This is a genomic window from Pseudomonas sp. S2_A05 (genome assembly GCF_054668485.1).
The window spans coordinates 2,059,002-2,077,204 of sequence record NZ_CP162775.1 but is presented as its reverse complement, the minus strand read 5'-3'; the positions used below and the strand labels follow the sequence as shown (position 1 = coordinate 2,077,204).

Here is an 18,203-nt window from a genome sequence, read left to right as displayed (position 1 = left end):
CGCGCGCCCTTGAGTATTTCACTGCGTACGCCGCAACCGGAATCGTGGCGGCAGCCTACGCAGTATTTCCGCAAATCAGCCCTTTGGCCGCCATCGCCGTCACCTCCACACGCATCCCTTCAACCGCCAGCGAGGCGACGCCCACCGCTGCCCGCACTGGCCAAGGCTTGGCGAAATAGCGTTTGTACACTTCATTGAAAGCCCCGCGATCGCCCATGTCGGTGAGGTAAATGGTCAGGTGCAGCACCCGGTCCATCGAACTGCCAGCACGTTCCAAGGCGACTTTCAGCGCTTGCAGCGTGCACTCGCTTTGCTCGGTGATGCCGCCGAGTTCTAGGCTGCCATCGGCGCGGGTCGGGATTTGCGTCGAGACCATGATCCCGCCAAAGGTGGCGACGTCGGAAGAAATCGAATCGGTGTCCGGATCAGGCGTGAAGATGATGTCTTGATTAGCCATGGGCATCTCTTGTTTGGGTGAATGAAGATTGCGGCAGTTTACAGATTCTTTCCCCACCATGGCCCGGACGGGGACCGCGACACGTTTGTATAAGCGTGTATCACCGCTCAGCCGATACACACGGCAACACCAAACTGCGCCTTCGAGACACATCCGCCCTACATGCCGAGCCCAAAGTAGCCCTCACACCAACACTACGTTCAAGAGGGCACCACCATGTACCGTCCACTGTTTCTGGCTTCTGCCGTTGTCTTCGCCTCCCTTGCCGGTTTCGCCCATGCGGCAGATGCGCCGGCGACGAGTTGGCAGAAAGGTCTGAGCCGTACTGATCTGGTTCGCCAGATCTCGGCGCTGACAATCGCGAAGTGATTCAGGCGCGTATCGATTTTGATGCTGGCGTCACCTCGCCTCGGCATGCTCACCCCGGCGTTGAGGTTGCCTACGTGATCAGTGGCACGTTTGAATACCAGCTCGAAGGTCAGGCGCCGGTTACGCTCAAGGCCGGCGATTCCCTGTTTATTCCGGCGGGCGTGGCGCATGTGGCGAAAAACATTGGCAGCGAAAAGGGCGTGGAACTGGCCACTTACGTCGTGCCGAAAGGCGAGCCGCTGCTGATCCTCAAACCATGACCTGTCAGGCTGCTATTTCGAGCGCGGCTTGCTCATTGCGCGCTTGATGCGCATCCAGTCCTGATAGGCCGCCGTTCGCTTGGCGTCGGCCAAGGCTTTTGCTTCGCTGAAGCGAGCCCAGGCCTCAGGACTGTCGGCGTCATGCTCAATGATTCTGTAGGCCGCCTCTTCCAGCAGGTCGGCCTCGCGGAACATCGCGGCGTTTTCTGCCATCTCGTCATCCCAGGATCGGCCGAAACCGAATTTCAACGTGTGCTCATTCATTTTGCGTGATCCTCCTCCCACACCAGAGGCACCGACTCGCGCCATTGCACCTCGGTTACGCCGAAGCGTTCCGCCATTGGTTTGGAAAAACGTTTCAACGGAGGCCGACCGGGGCGCGGGATGGGCGCGATTCCTGCGTCGCAACTTGCCCACTGCCACGCTTCGGCGTTGTTCATGTTTTTTGTGCGAATGACGAATGACCTGGGCTTTCCATGTAACAGGTACTCGATCACGTACAAGTCCACTGCGCTCATACATTTCCTCCGGCTGTTAAAAAGAGGGATGTCTGGCGAAATGAATAATTCAGAGAAAATTCTTTTGGCTGGGATGACTGGCATACGCCGCTTGTTTTGCGTTATACCGCCCGTTGGGGCGTGTACAAGTTGAGGCGCCAATGCACTACATGATCTTGTAATGTCGCTGCTGAGAGTGGCGATCTCAATAGAATGAAACGCATCTAAAACGGCCCGTTATTCAGGAGGGGCTTCAGGAGTAAATGCATGAGCAGACAAAGTCTGCGTGAATCTCGGTGTCTTCAACCGCTGTGATCAGCCCAGCATGCAAAGCTTCTTCAGGATTGATAATGCGCGGAGCCGCTGTCAGGTATTTTTCTGTCTCCAACGCATTTTTCCCGTTACTGGTACGCTCGGCGACAATCTGCGCGTACAGATGCAAGTCGTAATCCAGGCTCATGGCATATTCCGACATGCGCGAATGATCAACCGCTCCCTGCAAGTGCCAATGAAAAGGGTGAAACAGAAACTTGCTATGAGTGCACGCTGTGCGGCGCTGGCCGGCGAGGAAAACGATATTGCCCATCGACTCGACCGTTCCCAGGTTATGCGTGTGTACCGGCACGGGCAGCGCCATCAGAAAGTTGTACATCGTGAAACCGTAACTGCATTCGCCACCCATGGTAGCGATGTTCAGAATCAACTCTGGGGGCATCTTCCTTTACCGCACGCGAGGCTCTGTCAATCAGCTGACCGCAGGTTGAAGCATTGATCGGGCCGGTAAAGTTAATCACGTGAACAGGCATGGCAATTTCCTCGACGGGCCGGGGCTCTGCGAACGGGCTCTTTGCGCAAGGACTGGTGCCCGTCAGTCAGGAGCAGCGTTCGTACGTTGGCGTCGTTTGCGTTTCTCGAGAGTTTTCAGAGTCAACGTTCAACTGCCTGCGCTCGTAACATTCATGTTGTGCACGATCGCTGTGCTGCGGGTGGCCAGGTTTTCTTTCAATGCACGAAGACCCAGCGTCGTCCGGCAGTTTCTCCGGAGAGCTGCGCGTCGCTTCTTGTACAACTTCAGCGCCTTCGCGTTGGTGTAACTGGCTTGGAGGAGTATGTGTGGAGGTGGTCATCTATGCGCTCCGTCGAATATTACAAGGGCAGCGAGGCTGCCCTTGTACCGCTCATTTACGACTTGCGACCTCCACTGTGGCTGGATTGTCCGCCTTTGCGACCAGCCTCGGATGCTTTTTCACGATCGTTGGCGAAGTTGCCGCCAGACTGTCCGCCTTTTTTTCCGGACTCTTGCATCTTGTCACGATCGTTGCCGGCGTTACCTGTATTTTTATTTCCGGTGGTCATGATAGCTCTCCGATATCTATTAACGTTTCGCTAGTGATGTCCGTTTTCGTCATGGACACCTACTTCGATTACATATCGGTTCACGGTGTTTTGATTTTTTTTAATTGATCCGATGAGCGGTGCCTGCACTTTCAACTTGTATCGGCCAGTAGTGCATATATAACTAAAAGGGCTACGCTCAATCGCATTGGATAATAAAGAAAAACACTTACACCGATGCCGAGCCGGTTGTTGAAGTTAATTGAACCTCGACTATCTGAATCGTGGCAACGGCCGATCAATTGGCTTGAGCGTCGAAAGCGTATCGCGAATCAGCGGCGTATCTTTCTCGATGTCGTGCAGTCGATCGCGGATGCGCAGTGCTGTCGGATGCCCGCCTTGATGATCAACCCAGTCGGCGATCTCTTTGCAGGCGGCTGCCGGGCGCGCCTGGCGGGCGTCGAGCAGGGTGAGGAGGGTGGTGATGGACTCTTTCTCGGACATGAAACACCTCCGTTCGCTGAAACGGCTGAGTTGCAACAAAAAGCCCGCATGGCGCGAACCTTCAGATCAACTATAGAAGCCCTGCGCGATCGTGCAAAAAATACCCGGCTCAGCTCATCGGCAAATCTTGTAGGAGTGAGCCTGCAGGGGGTTTGTGCGACTCAGGACGCCTCGCTCACCTCACACATCCGCTCGAGAAACATCGCCAAGGCTACTTCCTCAGCGCGCAGGCCTTTGCGCACTCTCGGGCGGGGCAGTTCGGCGAGCGCGCCGAGCATGAAATGTTCGAGCACCGCAGGGTGGATGTAGCATTTGCGGCACACCGCTGGCGTGTTGCCCAGCTGTTTGGCGACGTTCTTCACGGCTTCGACCACATGGCGCTTGGCCTCGGTTTCCGACTCATGCTGCAGCTCGCGCAGCACTGCCAAAGCCAATGCGCTGCCCGCCCAGGTGCGGTAGTCCTTGGCGGTGAATTCAGCGCCGGTGAGCTTTTGCAGATAGGCGTTTACGTCGGAGGAGGTGACAGTGTGCCGTTCGCCGTGTTCATCAAGGTACTGAAACAGGTTTTGCCCGGGAATCTCCAGGCAGCGCTTGATGATTCGCGCCAGACGCCGATCCTTGACGGTGATCTGGTGCTCGATGCCGCTCTTGCCACGGAACTGGAACAGGATCGCGCTGCCGTTGACCTCGACATGCCGACTGCGCAACGTGGTCAGGCCATAAGAGCGATTGTCCCGCGCATATTGGGTATTGCCGACGCGGATCAGCGTGGCGTCGAGCAAGGTGATGACCGTGGCCATGACCTTGTCGCGGCTGAAGCCCGGGGCGTCGAGCAGCGCCTCAAGCTGGCGCCGCAGTTTGGGCAGGGCCAGGCCGAATTCGCGAAGGCGCGAGTATTTGTCGGCGTCGCGCACTTCGCGCCAGCGCGCGTGATAACGGTACTGCTTGCGCCCGCGCGCATCGCGGCCGGTGGCTTGCAGATGACCGCGCGGGTCGGCGCAGATCCACACATCGGTGTAAGCCGGCGGCACCGCGAGGGCGTTGATGCGTTTGATTTCGTCCGGATCGCTGATGCGCTGGCCCGACGGTTCGAAATAGACGAACTTGCCGCGCAGTTTTTTCCGGGTGATACCAGGCTGAGTGTCATCGACGTAATGCAGATCGGCGGGCAGGGCATCTGTCAGCACGGTATCGGGCATGGCGGTTTCCTTCGGTCATACGGCAGTCTGTAACTGATTGACCGCAGTCGCTGGCCGTCGTGCCGAATGATTTACGCGAGCACCGCCACCGCCTTGATCTGCGCCCACAGCCGCTGGCCCGGGTGCACGCCCAATTGGTCACGCGAGAAGCGGGTGATCCGCGCCAGCAGCGGCGTGCCGCCGGCATCGAGGCGGATCAGCACATGGGCACTGTTGTCAGCGGCCTGTTCGCTGATGACGGTAACGGGCAGACGATTGAGAATGCTGCTGGCCGCATCATTGTTCAGCGCCAGGCTGATGTCGCGGGCGTGCACCTTGCAGCGCAGGGCCTGACCCACGGCCATGTGCGCATGGGTGACGCGAATATTCATGTCCGTGGCCGGCAGTTGCAGGCTAAGCAATTGATAGGTGGCGTCGTAGGCGCTGACCTGACCTTCGATGATCACCCCGGCGTCATCGCCCAGCGCCAAAGGCAGATCCAGACGCGCCAGGGTCTCGCCGATCGGGCCGCTGGCGAGGGTTTTGCCATCGCTCAGCAACACCAGATGATCGGCCAGACGCGCGACTTCATCCTGGGCATGGCTGACGTACAGCAGCGGAATATCCAGTTCGTCATGCAGGCGTTGCAGGTATGGGAGGATTTCGCTCTTGCGCCGGCTGTCGAGAGCCGCCAGTGGTTCGTCCATCAGCAGCAGTTTCGGGCTGGTCAGCAGGGCGCGGGCGATGCCGACGCGCTGCCGCTCGCCGCCGGACAGATGCTGCGGATGGCGCTCGAGCAAATGGCCGATGCCGAGCAGTTCGGTCGCTTGGTTGATATCGACCCGGCGTTGCGACTTGGCGATGCGTTTGAGACCAAACTCCAGATTGGCCAGCACCGACAGATGCGGGAACAGGCTGGCTTCCTGAAACACGTAGCCGAGCGCACGTTTATGCGGGGCTACGAAAATGCCGTGCGCGCTGTCCTGCCAGACCTCGTCGTTGATCTGCACAAAACCCTGCTCGGCGCGCTCCAGCCCGGCGATGCAGCGCAGGCAGGTGGTTTTGCCGGAGCCGGAATCGCCAAACAGCGCGGTGACGCCCCGGCCCGGCACTTGCAGATCAACATCCAGTTCGAACCCCGGATAAGTGCGTTTCAGGCGTACATCAATCATCGATCAGCTCCAGCCTGCGCGGGTTTTGCGGCTGGAATACAGCGCCAGCAACACCAGAAACGAGAACACCAGCATCGCCGCGGACAGCCAGTGCGCCTGGGCATATTCCAGCGCTTCGACATGGTCGTAAATCTGCACCGAGACCACGCGGGTCTTGTCGGGAATGTTGCCGCCGATCATCAGCACCACGCCGAATTCACCGACGGTGTGGGCGAAGCCGAGAATCGCTGCGGTGATGAAGCCGGGGCGCGCCAGCGGCAGGATCACGCTGAAGAACGTGTCCCAGGGATTGGCGCGCAACGTCGCGGCGACTTCCAGCGGGCGGGTGCCGATTGCCGAGAAAGCGTTTTGCAGCGGTTGCACCACGAACGGCAGGGAATAGATCACCGAGCCGATCACCAGCCCGGTGAAACTGAACGTCAGCGTGCCCAGCCCCAGCCATTGAGTGAACTGGCCGAGAAAACCGTGCGGCCCCAGCGCCAGCAACAGATAAAAACCGATTACCGTCGGCGGCAGCACCAGCGGCAGGGCGACGATGGCGCCGATCGGGCCGCGCAACCAAGACGAGGTGCGCGACAGCCATAACGCGATCGGTGTGCCGATCACCAGCAGGATCACGGTGGTCAGCGACGCCAGTTTCAGCGTCAGCCAGATCGCGGCGAAGTCGGCACTGGTCAGCGACATTTACAGTTCATATCCGAAGGACTTGATCACCGCAGCGGCTTTCGGGCCTTTGAGATAATCGATCAGGGCCTTGGCAGCAGCGCTGTCCTTGCCTTTGTTCAAGATCACCGCGTCCTGTTTGATCGGATCATGCAGAGCGGCCGGGACAATCCATGCCGAGCCACTGCTGACTTTGCCGTTCTTGAAGATTTGCGACAGCGCCACAAAGCCCAGTTCGGCGTTGCCGGTGGAGACGAACTGGTAGGCCTGAGTAATGTTCTGGCCTTCGACGATTTTGCTTTTCGTGGCTTCGCTCAACTGAAGTTTTTCCAGCACCTGGGTGGCGGCGAGACCGTATGGCGCGGCTTTCGGGTTGGCGATGGACAAGTGCTGGTATTGGTTGGTTTTCAGCACGTCACCCTGTGCATCCACATAACCTTCTTTTGCCGACCACAGCGCCAGGGTGCCAATGGCGTAGGTGAAGCGCGAGCCTTTGACGGCTTCGCCTTCCTGCTCGAGCTTTGCCGGGGTGCTGTCGTCAGCGGCGAGAAACACTTGGAAGGGCGCGCCGTTTTTGATCTGGGTGTAGAACTGGCCGGTTGCGCCGTAAGCAGCGACCAGTTTGTGCCCGGTGTCTTTTTCGAAGTCGGCAGCGATGGCCTGGATTGGCGCGGTGAAATTGGCGGCGACCGCCACTTGCACTTCGTCAGCCTGCGCGGCACCGATGCTGAAAAATGCGAGGAATGAGGCGAGACAGGCAGGGGCGAGGCGTGTGGCAGCAGGTGTCATGTAAAGGCTCCGTGATCGGCGGTAAATGCTTTGCTTTGGATAACGCCGATACACGGGCGCAATCGCTGTATACGGAAATATATAGCGATACGCCGCCAAGTGGCGAGGGATTAAATCCGCTCGCCGCGTAAATTCAATGACGGTTGAGTTTCGCCAATGCGCCCTCGGCGAGTTGCCGGGTCAGTTCAGCGCTGCCGATATCCTTGCCCAACGTCAGCGCCTGACCGGCCCACAGATTGGCAAAATCGGCGTCATCCTTGGCCCGCAGCGGCATCAGCGCACCGCCGGCCAACGGGAAGGCTGGCGCTTGCGCTGACATCGGGCCGAGTTCGCGCATCGCCCGATTGACAATGCCCCGCGCCGGACGTCCGGTGAAAATGTTGGTGATGGCGGTCTCGCTTTCCTTGGCGGTGCGCAGGGCCTTGTGGTGCGAGGCGCTGACCTTCGCCTCCGGGGTAAACAGAAACGCCGTGCCGACTTGCACCGCCGAGGCGCCGAGCATCAACGCCGCCGCAACACCCCGGGCATCGCTGATCGCGCCCGCCGCAATCACCGGCACTTTCACCGCGTCGACCACCTGCGGCACCAGTGCAAAGGTGCCGACCTGGCTGCTCAGATCATCGCTGAGAAACATCCCGCGATGCCCGCCCGCCTCATAACCCATGGCGATGATCGCATCGCAGCCGTGTTGCTCCAGCCAGATCGCTTCTTCGACCGTGGTGGCAGATGAAAGGATTTTCGCCCCGGTTGCCTTGACCCGATCAAGCAGATTTTTCTCCGGCAACCCGAAATGAAAACTCACCACTTCGGGGCGGAATTCTTCGAGCACGGCACACGCAGTCTCGTCGAAAGGAGCACGGTTGGACACCGGCGTCGGCGCCTCGAAATCGGCACCGAGTTCGCGGTAGTAAGGTTCGAGCAGATTTTTCCAGTCCCGGGCTCGCTGCTCATCAGGCGCCGGTGGCTGATGGCAGAAGAAATTGACGTTGAACGGCTTGGTGGTGTGCTGGCGAATCGTCTTCAGTTCTTCGCGCAGTTGCTCGATGCTCAGCATCGCTGCCGGCATTGAACCGAGGCCGCCGGCATTGCACACGGCAATCACCATCGAAGAATTGGTCGCACCGGCCATCGGGCCTTGGATGATCGGCAGTTCGATACCGAGAAGATCAAGGATGCGGATGTCTGGCCACTGGCTCATATAACGAATCTCCGAACGATGAAACGGGCAGGGACGGCAAGCGGTTTTAGCAGCAAAACCGGTTGCGGGGCCAGTCTGAAATTCTGAACATTACGTGCAGTTTTTCAGCGTCGGTGTGGGTGGCTTAGCGAAAGTCGAGTGTGGCAATGTGTTGCGATGTGTTATTTCAGGGCACGCTTTCTTCCCATTATTTTCGAGAGGCCGTCATGTTCAATGCCATTCTGATCGACAAAGACGACAGCGGTTATCGCGCCCATCTGCAGCAAATCGATGAACAGCAACTGCCCGAAGGCAACGTCAGCGTGAACGTCGCGTACAGCACCCTGAATTTCAAAGATGGCCTGGCGATCACCGGCAGCAGCCCGGTGGTGCGCAAGTTCCCCATGGTTCCGGGGATCGATCTGGCGGGGACTGTCGAGTCCAGTTCGCATGCCGATTTCAAGGCGGGCGACCGAGTGTTGCTCAACGGCTGGGGCGTCGGTGAAAGCCACTGGGGCGGACTGGCGCAAAAGGCCCGGCTCAACGGTGACTGGCTGATTCCACTGCCCGAAGCTTTCACCCCGGCGCAAGCCATGGCAATCGGCACCGCCGGCTACACGGCGATGCTGTGCATTCTGGCGCTGGAGCGCCATGGCGTAACGCCGGATCACGGCGAAGTGCTGGTCACTGGCGCCAACGGCGGGGTCGGCAGCTTTGCCATCGCCTTGCTCAGCAAGTTGGGATACCGCGTGGTGGCATCCACCGGCCGTGTATCCGAGCATGAATACTTGCAGCAATTGGGTGCTGCCGAAATCATCGATCGAGCCACCTTGTCCGAACCGGGCAAGCCGTTGGCGAAAGAGCGCTGGGCGGCGGTGGTCGATTCGGTCGGTAGTCATACGCTGGCGAATGCTTGCGCCAGCACACGCTCGGAAGGCGTGGTCGCGGCATGCGGGTTGGCGCAAGGCATGGATTTCCCGGCCTCGGTAGCACCGTTCATTCTGCGCGGCGTAACGCTGGCCGGGATCAACAGCGTGACCCAGCCCAAGGCGCGCCGTATCGAGGCCTGGGGCCGACTGGCCAAGGATCTGGATTTCTCGTTATTGCAATTGATCAGTCACGAAATCAGCTTGAGCGAAGCCCTTGAGGCCGCGCCCAGATTACTCGCCGGGCAACTGCGGGGCAGGGTGGTGGTCGACGTCAATCGTTGAGTTCGCGCTCAAGCAGTTGGCGTTTGCGCTCGACGCCCCAGCGGTAGCCGGAAAGATTGCCGTCACTGCGCACCACGCGGTGGCAGGGAATCGCCACCGCCAAACGGTTGGCCCCGCAAGCCTGGGCCACGGCGCGCATCGAAGTCGGCGCGCCGATGCGTTGCGCGATTTCGGCGTAACTTGCGGTGCTGCCTGCGGGGATCTCACGCAGCGCCTGCCAGACGCGCTCCTGAAACGCTGTGCCGCGTATATCCAGCGGCAAGTTCAGGCCCGTCGCGGGCGCTTCGACAAAGCCGACGACGCTGGCGATCAACTGTTCAAATTCGCGGTCGGCGCCGATCAGGTTGGCCTTGCGAAACTGATCCTGCAGGTTGCAGACCAGCTGATGCGGATCGTCGCCGAGCAGAATCGCGCAGATCCCACGTTCGCTTTGCGCCACCAGAATCGCCCCCAGCGAGCATTGGCCAACGGCAAAGCGAATGTCGTTGTTCTGCCCGGCAGCGCGATAGTCGGTGGGCTTCATGCCCAGCAGTTGATCGGCTGATTCGTAAAAGCGGCTGTTGGAATTGAAGCCAGCGTCATACAGCGCGTCGGTCACCGAGCCGCCGTCCGCCAGGCGCGCACGCAGTTTGCGTGAGCGATGCGCCGTGGCGTAAGCCTTGGGCGTCAGGCCGGTCGCGGCTTTGAATACTCGATGAAAATGGAAAGGGCTAAGGCCGGCGCTGGCGGCGAGGCTGTCGAGCGCGGGCAATGTTTCGCACGCTTCGATTTGCCGGCATGCCGCTGCGATAATCGCCGCGTGCTGCGCATCATTCTGGTCCTTGCTGGCGCGTTTGCTCGGCCGGTATCCGGCAGCTTCGGCCAGTTCGGCGGTGTCGAAAAACTCGACGTTCTGCGGTTTCGGCAGGCGCGCCAGACTGCTCGGCCGGCAATAGATGCCAGTGGTTTTGACCGCATAGACAAATTGCCCGTCGGCACGCGGATCGCGCGCCACCACAGCGGCCCAGCGGGGATCGTGTTCAATGCTGATTGTCTTCGAAAGCTTGTCCATGAGAGGGGATCCGTTGACCTGTTTGAGTCAGGTTAACCAGCATCGTAACCCGCAACACTCCGCGCCTTGCGGTCAAACTTTCATTGATCGCCAGCAACGCGGAAGGTGATGTTGATGCGCCGTTCGCCCAAGAGCGGGTGATGGCCGGGTTTGATTGGCAGCACGCCGTGATAGCGCAGGCGGTCCACGCCGCCCCAGACCACCATGTCGCCATGCAACAGCGGAATGCGCTGGGTTTTATCGCTGCGTTCGAAGCCGCCGAACAGAAACATTGCCGGCAAACCTAGCGACAGCGAAACGATGGGCGCGGCATAACCTTTTTCGTCTTTGTCCTGATGCAGCGACATCTTGGCGCCGGGGACGTATTGGTTGATCAGGCAGGAGTCGGCCTGAAAATCCGGGAAACCGGCGCGCTCAGCCGCTTGGTGTGCCAGTTCGGCAAACACCGCCGGCATCGACGGCCACGGCAAGCCGCTGAGTGGATCGACGCTGGAATAACGGTAACCGCTGCGATCGGTGATCCAGCCCAGCTGTCCGCAACTGCTGGTGCCGACCGACATGCTGAAACCGCCGGGCGTGACCATGTGGCGTAGCGGGGCGGCGGCAAGAATGGCGTCGAGCCCGGTCAGCAGTTGCTCGACCTGTGGCAAGGCGAATCCGCGCAGCACCCACGATTGTTCGCCGATCTGCTCGGCGCGGGGCTGCTGTACGGGTTCGTTGTCGGCGAACAGGTCAAACGTGGTCGGTTGCATAGGTTGGTTACAGCGCTTTGCTGACCTTGATGTCGCTGAGCTCTTCGTCAGCGTGCATTTTCTTCAGCGCCGCCTTCGCTTCCTCGTCAGTGCCGGTTTCCAGTTCAGCGAATTCGAAACGCTGCTCACCGTCCAGTTTGTACTTGATCACGTATTTGGTTTTTTGCGCCACGGTCATGTTTCCCTTTCAGAATAGGCTGCGCGTCTCAGCTCAGTTTAGTGCTGGAGCGACGGATGATCTTGATCGAGTGGGTCAGCGTCGGCTTGCGCGTCACGCTGATTGCGCGGCGGTTGACGGTGTCGATGGTGATGTTCCAGAAGCCGGTGCTCGGTGCGGTGATGCGTGCCGGGAACGTGTCGAACGCGCCGCCGTGATAGGTGTGACGGCCGCCGTTTTTGAAGCTGCGGAAGTTGGCGTCGTTCATCAAACGGATGTTGCACATCTGCGAGCATTGAATGACGACGATGTCGTCTTCGTTGAGGTGCTCGCGCTGGTGAATGAATTTCATGGGCGCCTCCAGAAGGGCTTTTTCTACTAAATCAAAACGATAGCTTGTCGATGGGCGCAGTTTATCAGCCCGCACGGGTTATTATCTGGCCGTCGGGCGTTGCTTTGACAAATTTTGAACAGAACTTCGCCATGGCGGGCGGGTTAAATGCACAAGGCCCCGGAGAAAAGCGGCATTTGTGCTGTCGGACGGTCTTTAACGGAGGATTTATATGAAGTGGGGTGTGGTGTGTGTGCCGTTGATTCTGGCGATGGCCGGTTGTGCAAATGTTTCCGAAATCAATGAAACGCTGCCGACCATGAGCGTGATCTCCGGCAAAAAGCCCCAGGAGTATGCGCAGTGTCTGACCGACAAGCTCGCTGACAGTCGTGGTGCGTTGCAAGTCCAGCCGCAGAAGGACGGTGTACGAGTCATCGTTCCCGGCAAACTTTCGTCAGGCCCGGCAGCCGTGTTTGATATCGAAGATCGCGCCGGCGGCAGCAGCATCAAGCTGCATGAGCGGATGTCCAACGTGCCGGTTCGCCCTCGCGATGTACAGAAAGCTGCGAACGCCTGTATTTCCGGCTGATAGACTAGCGAACATCAGCACCCGATGCCGTCACAGTCCTGCTGTGGCGGCATTGTCATATATGGAGTCGCAATGAAGCGAGAGCACGTGCGGGAGCGCCACGCAGAGGGCCTTATCTCTGCCACTCATGTCATCCAGAACCCGGCGAATCCGGGTGAATGGATCGTGTTTTTCAAGAAGAGTGCAGGGCGCAGCTACTTTTTGGTGGATGACAATGATGAAGTCGAGTCCTTCAATCGGCTCGACGACCTGATCGAGGTCGTCCGTGGCCTCGGGATCAAATTCGCCGAAATCCACATGTAAGGCTTACTTGCAGACGACCACGACGTTGCGCGTCTTGTAGTTGCCAACGTCAACGCCCAGGGTTTTGTCATCTTCCTTGGGCGCCGGTGTGCCATCAGTGCCGACGATGCGATAGCCGGTGCCGGCGCAGGATGCATCGGCCTTTTCGTAGCACATGGCCCATGAGTTGGCTTCGCCGGAACAGTCGATGCTCAGACCCTGTTCGCCATTGTTCAGATAGGTGGGCTGCGGAGTGGCACAGCCGCTCAGTACCAATACCGCGAAAAGCGGCTGCAGTTTGTTCAGGTTCATGGTTGCGAGGTCTTCAAGTGGGGGACTGGTTGCTCTGACAGCGCCGCGATGAAAAGGTTATAGCGATTGGCCACTTGTTTGCCAACAAAGCACAAAAGCCCTGCATGCTGGCAGGGCTTGGCGCAAGTGCTAAAAAGATCAGTCCTGATCTTTGCCTCGGCGCTTGGAAGAAGCAGGCGTATCAGTGAACACCGAGGCCACATCTGTTGCCATCTGCTCGCTGTCGAAAGGCCCGGCGATATGTTCGCCATTGGTAGTGGTCAGCGTCCACTTGCCGTCTTTCTTGTCGATCACATACCCGTTGATGATTTTTACCGCAGCCATCTAGTCTGTCTCATTCGCTGGTTCAAAGGCCCCATGATAGCGGCAAATGCTCGCAATGGGGGCTGATAAGCGTATGGTGATCCTGTTTGCCCGGATCTTGAGCTACGCTGACGCCGCCGCTGAAATACCCGGATGGAACTATCCGCGCGAATATTTCTCTATGTTGGCATCGGTTAGCCAGCGCGGGGCATTGTAAGGCGCACGCCGCCTGATTAGACTGCCCCGAAACTCGTACACACAGCCTTTTCAAGGACTTATATGATCAAGAAATGCTTGTTTCCAGCAGCCGGTTACGGCACTCGCTTCCTCCCAGCGACCAAAGCCATGCCTAAAGAAATGCTGCCGGTGGTAAACAAGCCACTGATCCAGTACGGCGTTGAAGAAGCACTGGACGCGGGCCTGACGGAAATCTCCATCGTCACCGGCCGTGGCAAGCGTGCTCTGGAAGACCACTTCGACATCAGTTACGAGCTGGAAAACCAGATCAAGGGCACCGACAAGGAAAAGTACCTGGTCGGTATCCGCAAGCTGTTGGACGAGTGCTCGTTCTCCTACACCCGTCAGACCGAAATGAAAGGTCTGGGCCACGCAATCCTGACTGGCCGCCCACTGATCGGTGACGAACCGTTCGCCGTGGTCCTGGCGGATGACCTGTGCGTCAACATCGACGGCGACGGCGTACTGACCCAGATGGTCAAGCTGTACAAGCAGTTCCGCTGCTCGATCGTCGCGATCCGTGAAGTCGATCCGCAGGAAACCAACAAGTACGGTGTCATCGCTGGCGAAATGATCCGCGACGACATCTACCGCGTGCACAGCATGGTCGAGAAGCCAAAGCCGGAAGACGCGCCGTCGAACCCGGCGATCATCGGTCGCTACATCCTGACCCCGGACATCTTCGACCTGATCGAACAGACCGAACCGGGCAAGGGCGGCGAAATCCAGATCACCGACGCCCTGATGAAGCAGGCCCAGAACGGCTGCGTCATGGCCTACAAGTTCAAGGGCAAGCGTTTCGACTGCGGTGGTGCTGAAGGCTACATCGACGCGACCAACTTCTGCTTCGAAAATTTCTACAAGACTGGCAAGGCTTACTAATAGTCTTCGCCTCGTCTGCAAAAGAAAGCCACCTTCGGGTGGCTTTTTCATTTTCCGCCCTTATATGGATGGCAGTGCTTGCCCAATGAATGGCTGCGGGTATGCTGATGGCCTGCCGAGGAGATAGAAATGGCCTACGATTTTGACCTTTATGTGATTGGTGCCGGTTCCGGCGGTGTGCGGGCTGCGCGGTTTGCCGCCGGCTTCGGGGCGAAAGTGGCGGTGGCCGAAAGCCGTTACCTGGGCGGCACGTGCGTCAACGTCGGCTGCGTGCCGAAAAAGCTGTTGGTCTACGGCGCGCACTTTGCCGAGGACTTCGAGCAGGCGTCCGGTTTCGGCTGGAACCTGGGCGAAGCCAACTTCGACTGGGCCACGCTGATCGCCAACAAGGATCGCGAGATCAATCGCCTCAACGGCATTTATCGCAATTTGCTGGTCAACAGTGGCGTGACCCTGCATGAGGCGCACGCGAAAATCGTTGGGCCGCACGAGGTCGAGGTTAATGGCGAGCGCTTCACCGCGAAAAACATTCTGATCGCCACCGGCGGCTGGCCGCAGATCCCTGAAATTCCGGGGCATGAGCATGCGATCGGTTCGAATGAAGCGTTCTTCCTCAAAGAGCTGCCCAAGCGTGTGCTGGTGGTCGGCGGCGGTTATATTGCCGTCGAGTTCGCCGGAATTTTCCATGGCCTCGGCGCCAACACCACGCTGCTGTATCGCGGCGATCTGTTCCTGCGTGGTTTCGACGGGTCGGTGCGCAAGCACCTGCAAGAGGAATTGACCAAGCGTGGCCTCGATCTGCAATTCAATGCCGACATTGCGCGCATCGACAAGCAGGCCGACGGTAGCTTGAAGGCGACGCTCAAGGATGGTCGCGTACTCGAAGCCGACTGCGTGTTCTACGCCACCGGCCGGCGTCCGATGCTGGACAATCTGGGCCTGGAAAACACCGATGTGCAGCTCGACGACAAGGGCTTTATCAAAGTCGACGACGAGTATCAAACCACCGAGCCGTCGATTCTGGCGCTGGGCGACGTCATTGGTCGCGTGCAACTGACCCCGGTCGCTCTGGCCGAAGGTATGGCCGTGGCGCGGCGTCTGTTCAAGCCGGAGCAATACCGTCCGGTGGACTACAAGATGATTCCGACCGCCGTGTTCAGCCTGCCGAACATCGGCACGGTCGGTTTGAGCGAAGAAGAAGCGCGCGAATGCGGCCACGAGGTGGTGATCTTCGAGAGCCGCTTCCGGCCGATGAAGCTGACCTTGACTGACTGCCAGGAGAAAACCCTGATGAAGCTGGTGGTCGACGCCAAAACCGACAAGGTGCTTGGCTGCCACATGGTCGGCCCGGACGCTGGCGAGATCGTGCAAGGTCTGGCGATCGCCTTGAAGGCCGGCGCGACCAAGCGCGACTTCGACGACACCATCGGGGTGCACCCGACGGCCGCCGAAGAGTTCGTCACCATGCGTACGCCGGTCAGCGCTTAAGCGTCTGTCGCTTTGGCCGAGTCTGGCGCTGCCGCAACGGCAGACGCCAGACGCTGGCTGTCTTCAAGGCTTGCCTGAACCTTGAGCAATTCCTTCTCCAGTGACTGATTGAGCTGCGTCTGCTCGTCGACGCTCTGTTTGAGCGCCTGGCTTTCCAGTGCCGCCACGCGCAGACGTTCCTGGAGGAGGGTGCGCTCGCTGTCCATGCGCGTGGCCTGCTCGAGCAACTGATCCTGACGCTGATTGCTGTGCTTGAGCTGATCCTGCACCAGGTTCAGCTCGCGCTGAGTGCCACGGTTTTCGGTGAGCAAGCGTTCGTTGTCACGGTGCAACTGTGTGATCTCATCCTGACGCACCAACGCGCTCTGCTGGGCTTGACGCAATTCTGCCTGTATCTGCTGAAGTTGCCCTTCATGGCGGGCCTGCTCCTGCTCGCGCTGTTCCTTGGTTGCGTTACGGTAATGCTCAAGCGCATCGCGGGCGTGCAGGTGCTTCTCTTCCAGTGAGCGAATCTGTTCGTCCTTGTCCTGCAAGCGCAATTCAAAGTCGGCCAATGCCTGGTTGAGGCCGGCGTTGCGCGTCTGTTCGGTTTGCAGCATCGAGCGGGTGTTGCCCAGCGCTTCGGATTCGCGTTGCAGCGCGGCGCCTTGAATCTCGTGGTCGTGCTCGAGTTTTTCCAGCGCCTGGCGAACCTGTTTCAGTTCGGTTTCCAGTGCTTCGCGTTGCTCCTCGAACTGTTCGCGGGCTTGCTCAATGGGCTCCTGCGCCTGTTCTTTCAGACGCTGGGCGAGTCGAGAGACGAGGGCGGTGAGCTCATCATCGATCGGTTCTGCCGACGCCTCATTCGGCTGGGCACCGTCGTCCAGTTCTTTCAGATAGCGATGGATCGTGGTTTTCGAGCCGGTGTTGCCCATTTCAATGCGTACTGCATCGATGCTTGGGTGTTCGCCGCGAGCCAGGATCGCTGTGCGTGCGATTTGCACCAGTGCTTTGGTAATGCCGCCACGGGCCATGTGAACTCCTACGTTTACGTACTGTGGTACATGCCACTAAAGTACGCAGTGTACCACGCTGAAAATACAGGTAAATCCTTGAAATAAAACAGGCGGGATATACTGGTATTACCCAATGTCAGGCGGCAAAATGCGCCTCTGCATGTCTGAACCCGTACGCCAGCGAGAAAACTGCCCATGAGTGACATCGATCGATATCTGCAAGCCGCCACACGCGACAACACCCGCCGCAGCTATCGCATGGCCATTGAGCACTTCGAGGTAACGTGGGGCGGATTTCTCCCGGCTACTGCCGACAGCGTTGCGCGCTATCTGGTGGAGCACGCCGGGGTGCTGTCGATCAATACGCTGAAGTTGCGTCTGTCGGCGCTGGCGCAGTGGCACAACAGTCAGGGTTTTGCCGATCCGACCAAGGCGCCAGTGGTGCGCAAGGTGTTCAAGGGCATTCGTGCTTTGCATCCGGCGCAGGAAAAGCAGGCCGAACCGTTGCAGTTGCAGGATCTGCAACGAGTGATCGATTGGTTGGAACAGGAGGCGCAAACCGCCCGCGAGGATCAGGATCGCCCGACCTTGCTCAAGGCGTATCGGGATCGCGCGCTGATTCTGTTGGGCTTCTGGCGCGGCTTTCGCAGCGACGAATTGTGCCGTTTGCAAATCGAGCATGTGCAGGCGAGCGCTGGCAAGGGCATCACTCTGTATCTGCCGCGCAGCAAGGGCGACCGGGAGAACCTCGGGCAGACCTACCAGGCCCCGGCGCTGCTGAAGCTGTGCCCGGTGCAGGCCTATATCGATTGGATTACAGAGGCTGCGCTGGTACGCGGCGCGGTGTTCCGCAGCATTGATCGCTGGGGCAATCTGAGCGAAGAGGGCCTGCACGCCAACAGCATCATTCCGCTGCTCCGCCAGGCGTTGCAGCGCGCCGGGATTGCCGCCGCCAACTACACCAGCCATTCACTGCGGCGTGGTTTTGCCACATGGGCGCATCAAAGCGGCTGGGACCTGAAATCGCTGATGAGCTACGTTGGCTGGAAGGACATGAAATCCGCCATGCGCTATGTTGAGGTCAGCCCATTCCAGGGAATGGCTCGGATTATGGATAAGCCGGATCAGCCGTAGAGATCGTTTTCTTCTATTAATACTGTCAGCTAATAGCGAAAACAAATCAGCAGTATCAGGTTTGCCAATGAGCCTTCC

At 59.0% G+C, this 18,203-nt stretch carries 22 protein-coding genes and 3 pseudogenes; 7 read left to right on the top strand and 18 right to left on the bottom strand.

Annotated features, from left to right (window positions below):
• Positions 1–55: 55 nt before the first annotated feature.
• Entirely contained in the window at positions 56–457 is a 402-nt protein-coding gene (locus AB4O12_RS09555; protein WP_460061596.1) for a RidA family protein, read from the bottom strand.
• 216 nt (positions 458–673) lie between these two features.
• On the opposite strand from AB4O12_RS09555, the pseudogene AB4O12_RS09550 reads away from it, so the two are divergent.
• Positions 674–1,086, top strand: a pseudogene (locus tag AB4O12_RS09550) (cupin domain-containing protein).
• A gap of 12 nt (positions 1,087–1,098) precedes the next feature.
• Here AB4O12_RS09550 and AB4O12_RS09545 read toward each other — a convergent pair.
• The 10 genes and pseudogenes from AB4O12_RS09545 to AB4O12_RS09500 all read right to left on the bottom strand — a co-directional run bounded on the left by AB4O12_RS09545 (position 1,099) and on the right by AB4O12_RS09500 (position 8,422).
• A complete protein-coding gene (locus tag AB4O12_RS09545) occupies positions 1,099–1,350 on the bottom strand; it encodes a hypothetical protein (RefSeq protein WP_150635126.1) in 252 nt (83 codons plus the stop codon).
• Positions 1,347–1,604 (bottom strand): DUF6555 family protein, encoded by a 258-nt coding sequence (locus AB4O12_RS09540; RefSeq protein ID WP_041480147.1) that lies wholly within the window; start codon positions 1,602–1,604, stop codon positions 1,347–1,349. Before AB4O12_RS09540 ends, AB4O12_RS09545 begins: the two co-directional genes overlap by 4 nt.
• 232 nt (positions 1,605–1,836) lie before the next feature.
• Positions 1,837–2,389: pseudogene (locus AB4O12_RS09535) on the bottom strand (ATP-dependent Clp protease proteolytic subunit).
• A gap of 376 nt (positions 2,390–2,765) precedes the next feature.
• Positions 2,766–2,882, bottom strand: a pseudogene (locus tag AB4O12_RS09530) (con-10 family general stress protein); the annotation flags it as partial.
• 309 nt (positions 2,883–3,191) lie between these two features.
• Complete coding sequence (locus AB4O12_RS09525; RefSeq protein ID WP_460061593.1) at positions 3,192–3,422, bottom strand: hypothetical protein; 231 nt, start codon at positions 3,420–3,422, stop codon at positions 3,192–3,194.
• A 161-nt stretch (positions 3,423–3,583) separates the two neighbouring features.
• The gene (locus tag AB4O12_RS09520; protein ID WP_460061591.1) at positions 3,584–4,621 is read right to left on the bottom strand and encodes a DNA topoisomerase IB; all 1,038 of its coding nucleotides are present in this window, start codon (positions 4,619–4,621) and stop codon (positions 3,584–3,586) included.
• 71 nt (positions 4,622–4,692) lie between these two features.
• Complete coding sequence (gene modC, locus AB4O12_RS09515; RefSeq protein WP_460061589.1) at positions 4,693–5,772, bottom strand: molybdenum ABC transporter ATP-binding protein; 1,080 nt, start codon at positions 5,770–5,772, stop codon at positions 4,693–4,695.
• Between the two features lie 3 nt (positions 5,773–5,775).
• A complete protein-coding gene (gene modB, locus AB4O12_RS09510) occupies positions 5,776–6,456 on the bottom strand; it encodes a molybdate ABC transporter permease subunit (protein ID WP_315435132.1) in 681 nt (226 codons plus the stop codon).
• A complete protein-coding gene (modA, locus tag AB4O12_RS09505; protein WP_460061586.1) occupies positions 6,457–7,224 on the bottom strand; it encodes a molybdate ABC transporter substrate-binding protein in 768 nt (255 codons plus the stop codon).
• A 133-nt stretch (positions 7,225–7,357) separates the two neighbouring features.
• A complete protein-coding gene (locus AB4O12_RS09500; protein WP_460061583.1) occupies positions 7,358–8,422 on the bottom strand; it encodes an NAD(P)H-dependent flavin oxidoreductase in 1,065 nt (354 codons plus the stop codon).
• 206 nt (positions 8,423–8,628) lie between these two features.
• Between AB4O12_RS09500 and acuI the strand changes: the two genes are divergently transcribed.
• Complete coding sequence (gene acuI, locus AB4O12_RS09495) at positions 8,629–9,612, top strand: acrylyl-CoA reductase (NADPH) (RefSeq protein WP_460061581.1); 984 nt, start codon at positions 8,629–8,631, stop codon at positions 9,610–9,612.
• On the opposite strand, the gene ada is transcribed toward acuI, so the two are convergent.
• The 4 genes from ada to AB4O12_RS09475 form a co-directional block, all read right to left on the bottom strand.
• Entirely contained in the window at positions 9,602–10,663 is a 1,062-nt protein-coding gene (gene ada, locus AB4O12_RS09490; RefSeq protein ID WP_252882135.1) for a bifunctional DNA-binding transcriptional regulator/O6-methylguanine-DNA methyltransferase Ada, read from the bottom strand. The two genes, acuI and ada, sit on opposite strands and share 11 nt — an antisense overlap.
• A gap of 80 nt (positions 10,664–10,743) precedes the next feature.
• Complete coding sequence (alkB, locus tag AB4O12_RS09485) at positions 10,744–11,415, bottom strand: DNA oxidative demethylase AlkB (protein ID WP_460061578.1); 672 nt, start codon at positions 11,413–11,415, stop codon at positions 10,744–10,746.
• Between the two features lie 7 nt (positions 11,416–11,422).
• Entirely contained in the window at positions 11,423–11,593 is a 171-nt protein-coding gene (locus AB4O12_RS09480; protein ID WP_016774926.1) for a hypothetical protein, read from the bottom strand.
• A 28-nt stretch (positions 11,594–11,621) separates the two neighbouring features.
• On the bottom strand, positions 11,622–11,924 hold the full coding sequence (locus AB4O12_RS09475) for a DUF1883 domain-containing protein (protein WP_007912251.1): 303 nt from the start codon (positions 11,922–11,924) through the stop codon (positions 11,622–11,624).
• A 211-nt stretch (positions 11,925–12,135) separates the two neighbouring features.
• Between AB4O12_RS09475 and AB4O12_RS09470 the strand changes: the two genes are divergently transcribed.
• Both AB4O12_RS09470 and AB4O12_RS09465 read left to right on the top strand, forming a co-directional pair.
• Positions 12,136–12,492: a hypothetical protein gene (locus AB4O12_RS09470; protein ID WP_016774925.1), complete on the top strand. Its 357-nt coding sequence runs from the start codon at positions 12,136–12,138 to the stop codon at positions 12,490–12,492.
• A gap of 72 nt (positions 12,493–12,564) precedes the next feature.
• The gene (locus AB4O12_RS09465) at positions 12,565–12,795 is read left to right on the top strand and encodes a hypothetical protein (protein WP_016774924.1); all 231 of its coding nucleotides are present in this window, start codon (positions 12,565–12,567) and stop codon (positions 12,793–12,795) included.
• Between the two features lie 3 nt (positions 12,796–12,798).
• Here AB4O12_RS09465 and AB4O12_RS09460 read toward each other — a convergent pair whose 3' ends face one another.
• Positions 12,799–13,086, bottom strand: a complete 288-nt coding sequence (locus tag AB4O12_RS09460; protein ID WP_460061575.1) for a hypothetical protein — start codon at positions 13,084–13,086, stop codon at positions 12,799–12,801.
• A gap of 138 nt (positions 13,087–13,224) precedes the next feature.
• Positions 13,225–13,410, bottom strand: a complete 186-nt coding sequence (locus AB4O12_RS09455; protein WP_016774922.1) for a hypothetical protein — start codon at positions 13,408–13,410, stop codon at positions 13,225–13,227.
• Positions 13,411–13,668: 258 nt separating this feature from the next.
• Between AB4O12_RS09455 and galU the strand changes: the two genes are divergently transcribed.
• Both galU and gorA read left to right on the top strand, forming a co-directional pair.
• On the top strand, positions 13,669–14,508 hold the full coding sequence (galU, locus tag AB4O12_RS09450) for a UTP--glucose-1-phosphate uridylyltransferase GalU (protein ID WP_460061573.1): 840 nt from the start codon (positions 13,669–13,671) through the stop codon (positions 14,506–14,508).
• Between the two features lie 129 nt (positions 14,509–14,637).
• Positions 14,638–15,996, top strand: a complete 1,359-nt coding sequence (gorA, locus tag AB4O12_RS09445) for a glutathione-disulfide reductase (protein WP_076562656.1) — start codon at positions 14,638–14,640, stop codon at positions 15,994–15,996.
• Here gorA and AB4O12_RS09440 read toward each other — a convergent pair.
• Positions 15,993–17,009, bottom strand: coding sequence for a DNA-binding protein (locus AB4O12_RS09440; protein ID WP_460061571.1), 1,017 nt, complete (start codon positions 17,007–17,009; stop codon positions 15,993–15,995). The two genes, gorA and AB4O12_RS09440, sit on opposite strands and share 4 nt — an antisense overlap.
• Positions 17,010–17,186: 177 nt before the next feature.
• Here AB4O12_RS09440 and AB4O12_RS09435 point away from each other — a divergent pair, with 177 nt between their 5' ends.
• Positions 17,187–18,125, top strand: coding sequence for a site-specific integrase (locus tag AB4O12_RS09435; protein WP_460061569.1), 939 nt, complete (start codon positions 17,187–17,189; stop codon positions 18,123–18,125).
• Positions 18,126–18,203 lie beyond the last annotated feature (78 nt).

Coding starts and splice junctions, on each gene's coding strand:
- AB4O12_RS09555 (WP_460061596.1), bottom strand. CDS start 457: ATGGCTAATCAAGACATCATCTTCACGCCTGATCCGGACACCGATTCG.
- AB4O12_RS09545 (WP_150635126.1), bottom strand. CDS start 1,350: ATGAATGAGCACACGTTGAAATTCGGTTTCGGCCGATCCTGGGATGAC.
- AB4O12_RS09540 (WP_041480147.1), bottom strand. CDS start 1,604: ATGAGCGCAGTGGACTTGTACGTGATCGAGTACCTGTTACATGGAAAG.
- AB4O12_RS09525 (WP_460061593.1), bottom strand. CDS start 3,422: ATGTCCGAGAAAGAGTCCATCACCACCCTCCTCACCCTGCTCGACGCC.
- AB4O12_RS09520 (WP_460061591.1), bottom strand. CDS start 4,621: ATGCCCGATACCGTGCTGACAGATGCCCTGCCCGCCGATCTGCATTAC.
- modC (WP_460061589.1), bottom strand. CDS start 5,772: ATGATTGATGTACGCCTGAAACGCACTTATCCGGGGTTCGAACTGGAT.
- modB (WP_315435132.1), bottom strand. CDS start 6,456: ATGTCGCTGACCAGTGCCGACTTCGCCGCGATCTGGCTGACGCTGAAA.
- modA (WP_460061586.1), bottom strand. CDS start 7,224: ATGACACCTGCTGCCACACGCCTCGCCCCTGCCTGTCTCGCCTCATTC.
- AB4O12_RS09500 (WP_460061583.1), bottom strand. CDS start 8,422: ATGAGCCAGTGGCCAGACATCCGCATCCTTGATCTTCTCGGTATCGAA.
- acuI (WP_460061581.1), top strand. CDS start 8,629: ATGTTCAATGCCATTCTGATCGACAAAGACGACAGCGGTTATCGCGCC.
- ada (WP_252882135.1), bottom strand. CDS start 10,663: ATGGACAAGCTTTCGAAGACAATCAGCATTGAACACGATCCCCGCTGG.
- alkB (WP_460061578.1), bottom strand. CDS start 11,415: ATGCAACCGACCACGTTTGACCTGTTCGCCGACAACGAACCCGTACAG.
- AB4O12_RS09480 (WP_016774926.1), bottom strand. CDS start 11,593: ATGACCGTGGCGCAAAAAACCAAATACGTGATCAAGTACAAACTGGAC.
- AB4O12_RS09475 (WP_007912251.1), bottom strand. CDS start 11,924: ATGAAATTCATTCACCAGCGCGAGCACCTCAACGAAGACGACATCGTC.
- AB4O12_RS09470 (WP_016774925.1), top strand. CDS start 12,136: ATGAAGTGGGGTGTGGTGTGTGTGCCGTTGATTCTGGCGATGGCCGGT.
- AB4O12_RS09465 (WP_016774924.1), top strand. CDS start 12,565: ATGAAGCGAGAGCACGTGCGGGAGCGCCACGCAGAGGGCCTTATCTCT.
- AB4O12_RS09460 (WP_460061575.1), bottom strand. CDS start 13,086: ATGAACCTGAACAAACTGCAGCCGCTTTTCGCGGTATTGGTACTGAGC.
- AB4O12_RS09455 (WP_016774922.1), bottom strand. CDS start 13,410: ATGGCTGCGGTAAAAATCATCAACGGGTATGTGATCGACAAGAAAGAC.
- galU (WP_460061573.1), top strand. CDS start 13,669: ATGATCAAGAAATGCTTGTTTCCAGCAGCCGGTTACGGCACTCGCTTC.
- gorA (WP_076562656.1), top strand. CDS start 14,638: ATGGCCTACGATTTTGACCTTTATGTGATTGGTGCCGGTTCCGGCGGT.
- AB4O12_RS09440 (WP_460061571.1), bottom strand. CDS start 17,009: ATGGCCCGTGGCGGCATTACCAAAGCACTGGTGCAAATCGCACGCACA.
- AB4O12_RS09435 (WP_460061569.1), top strand. CDS start 17,187: ATGAGTGACATCGATCGATATCTGCAAGCCGCCACACGCGACAACACC.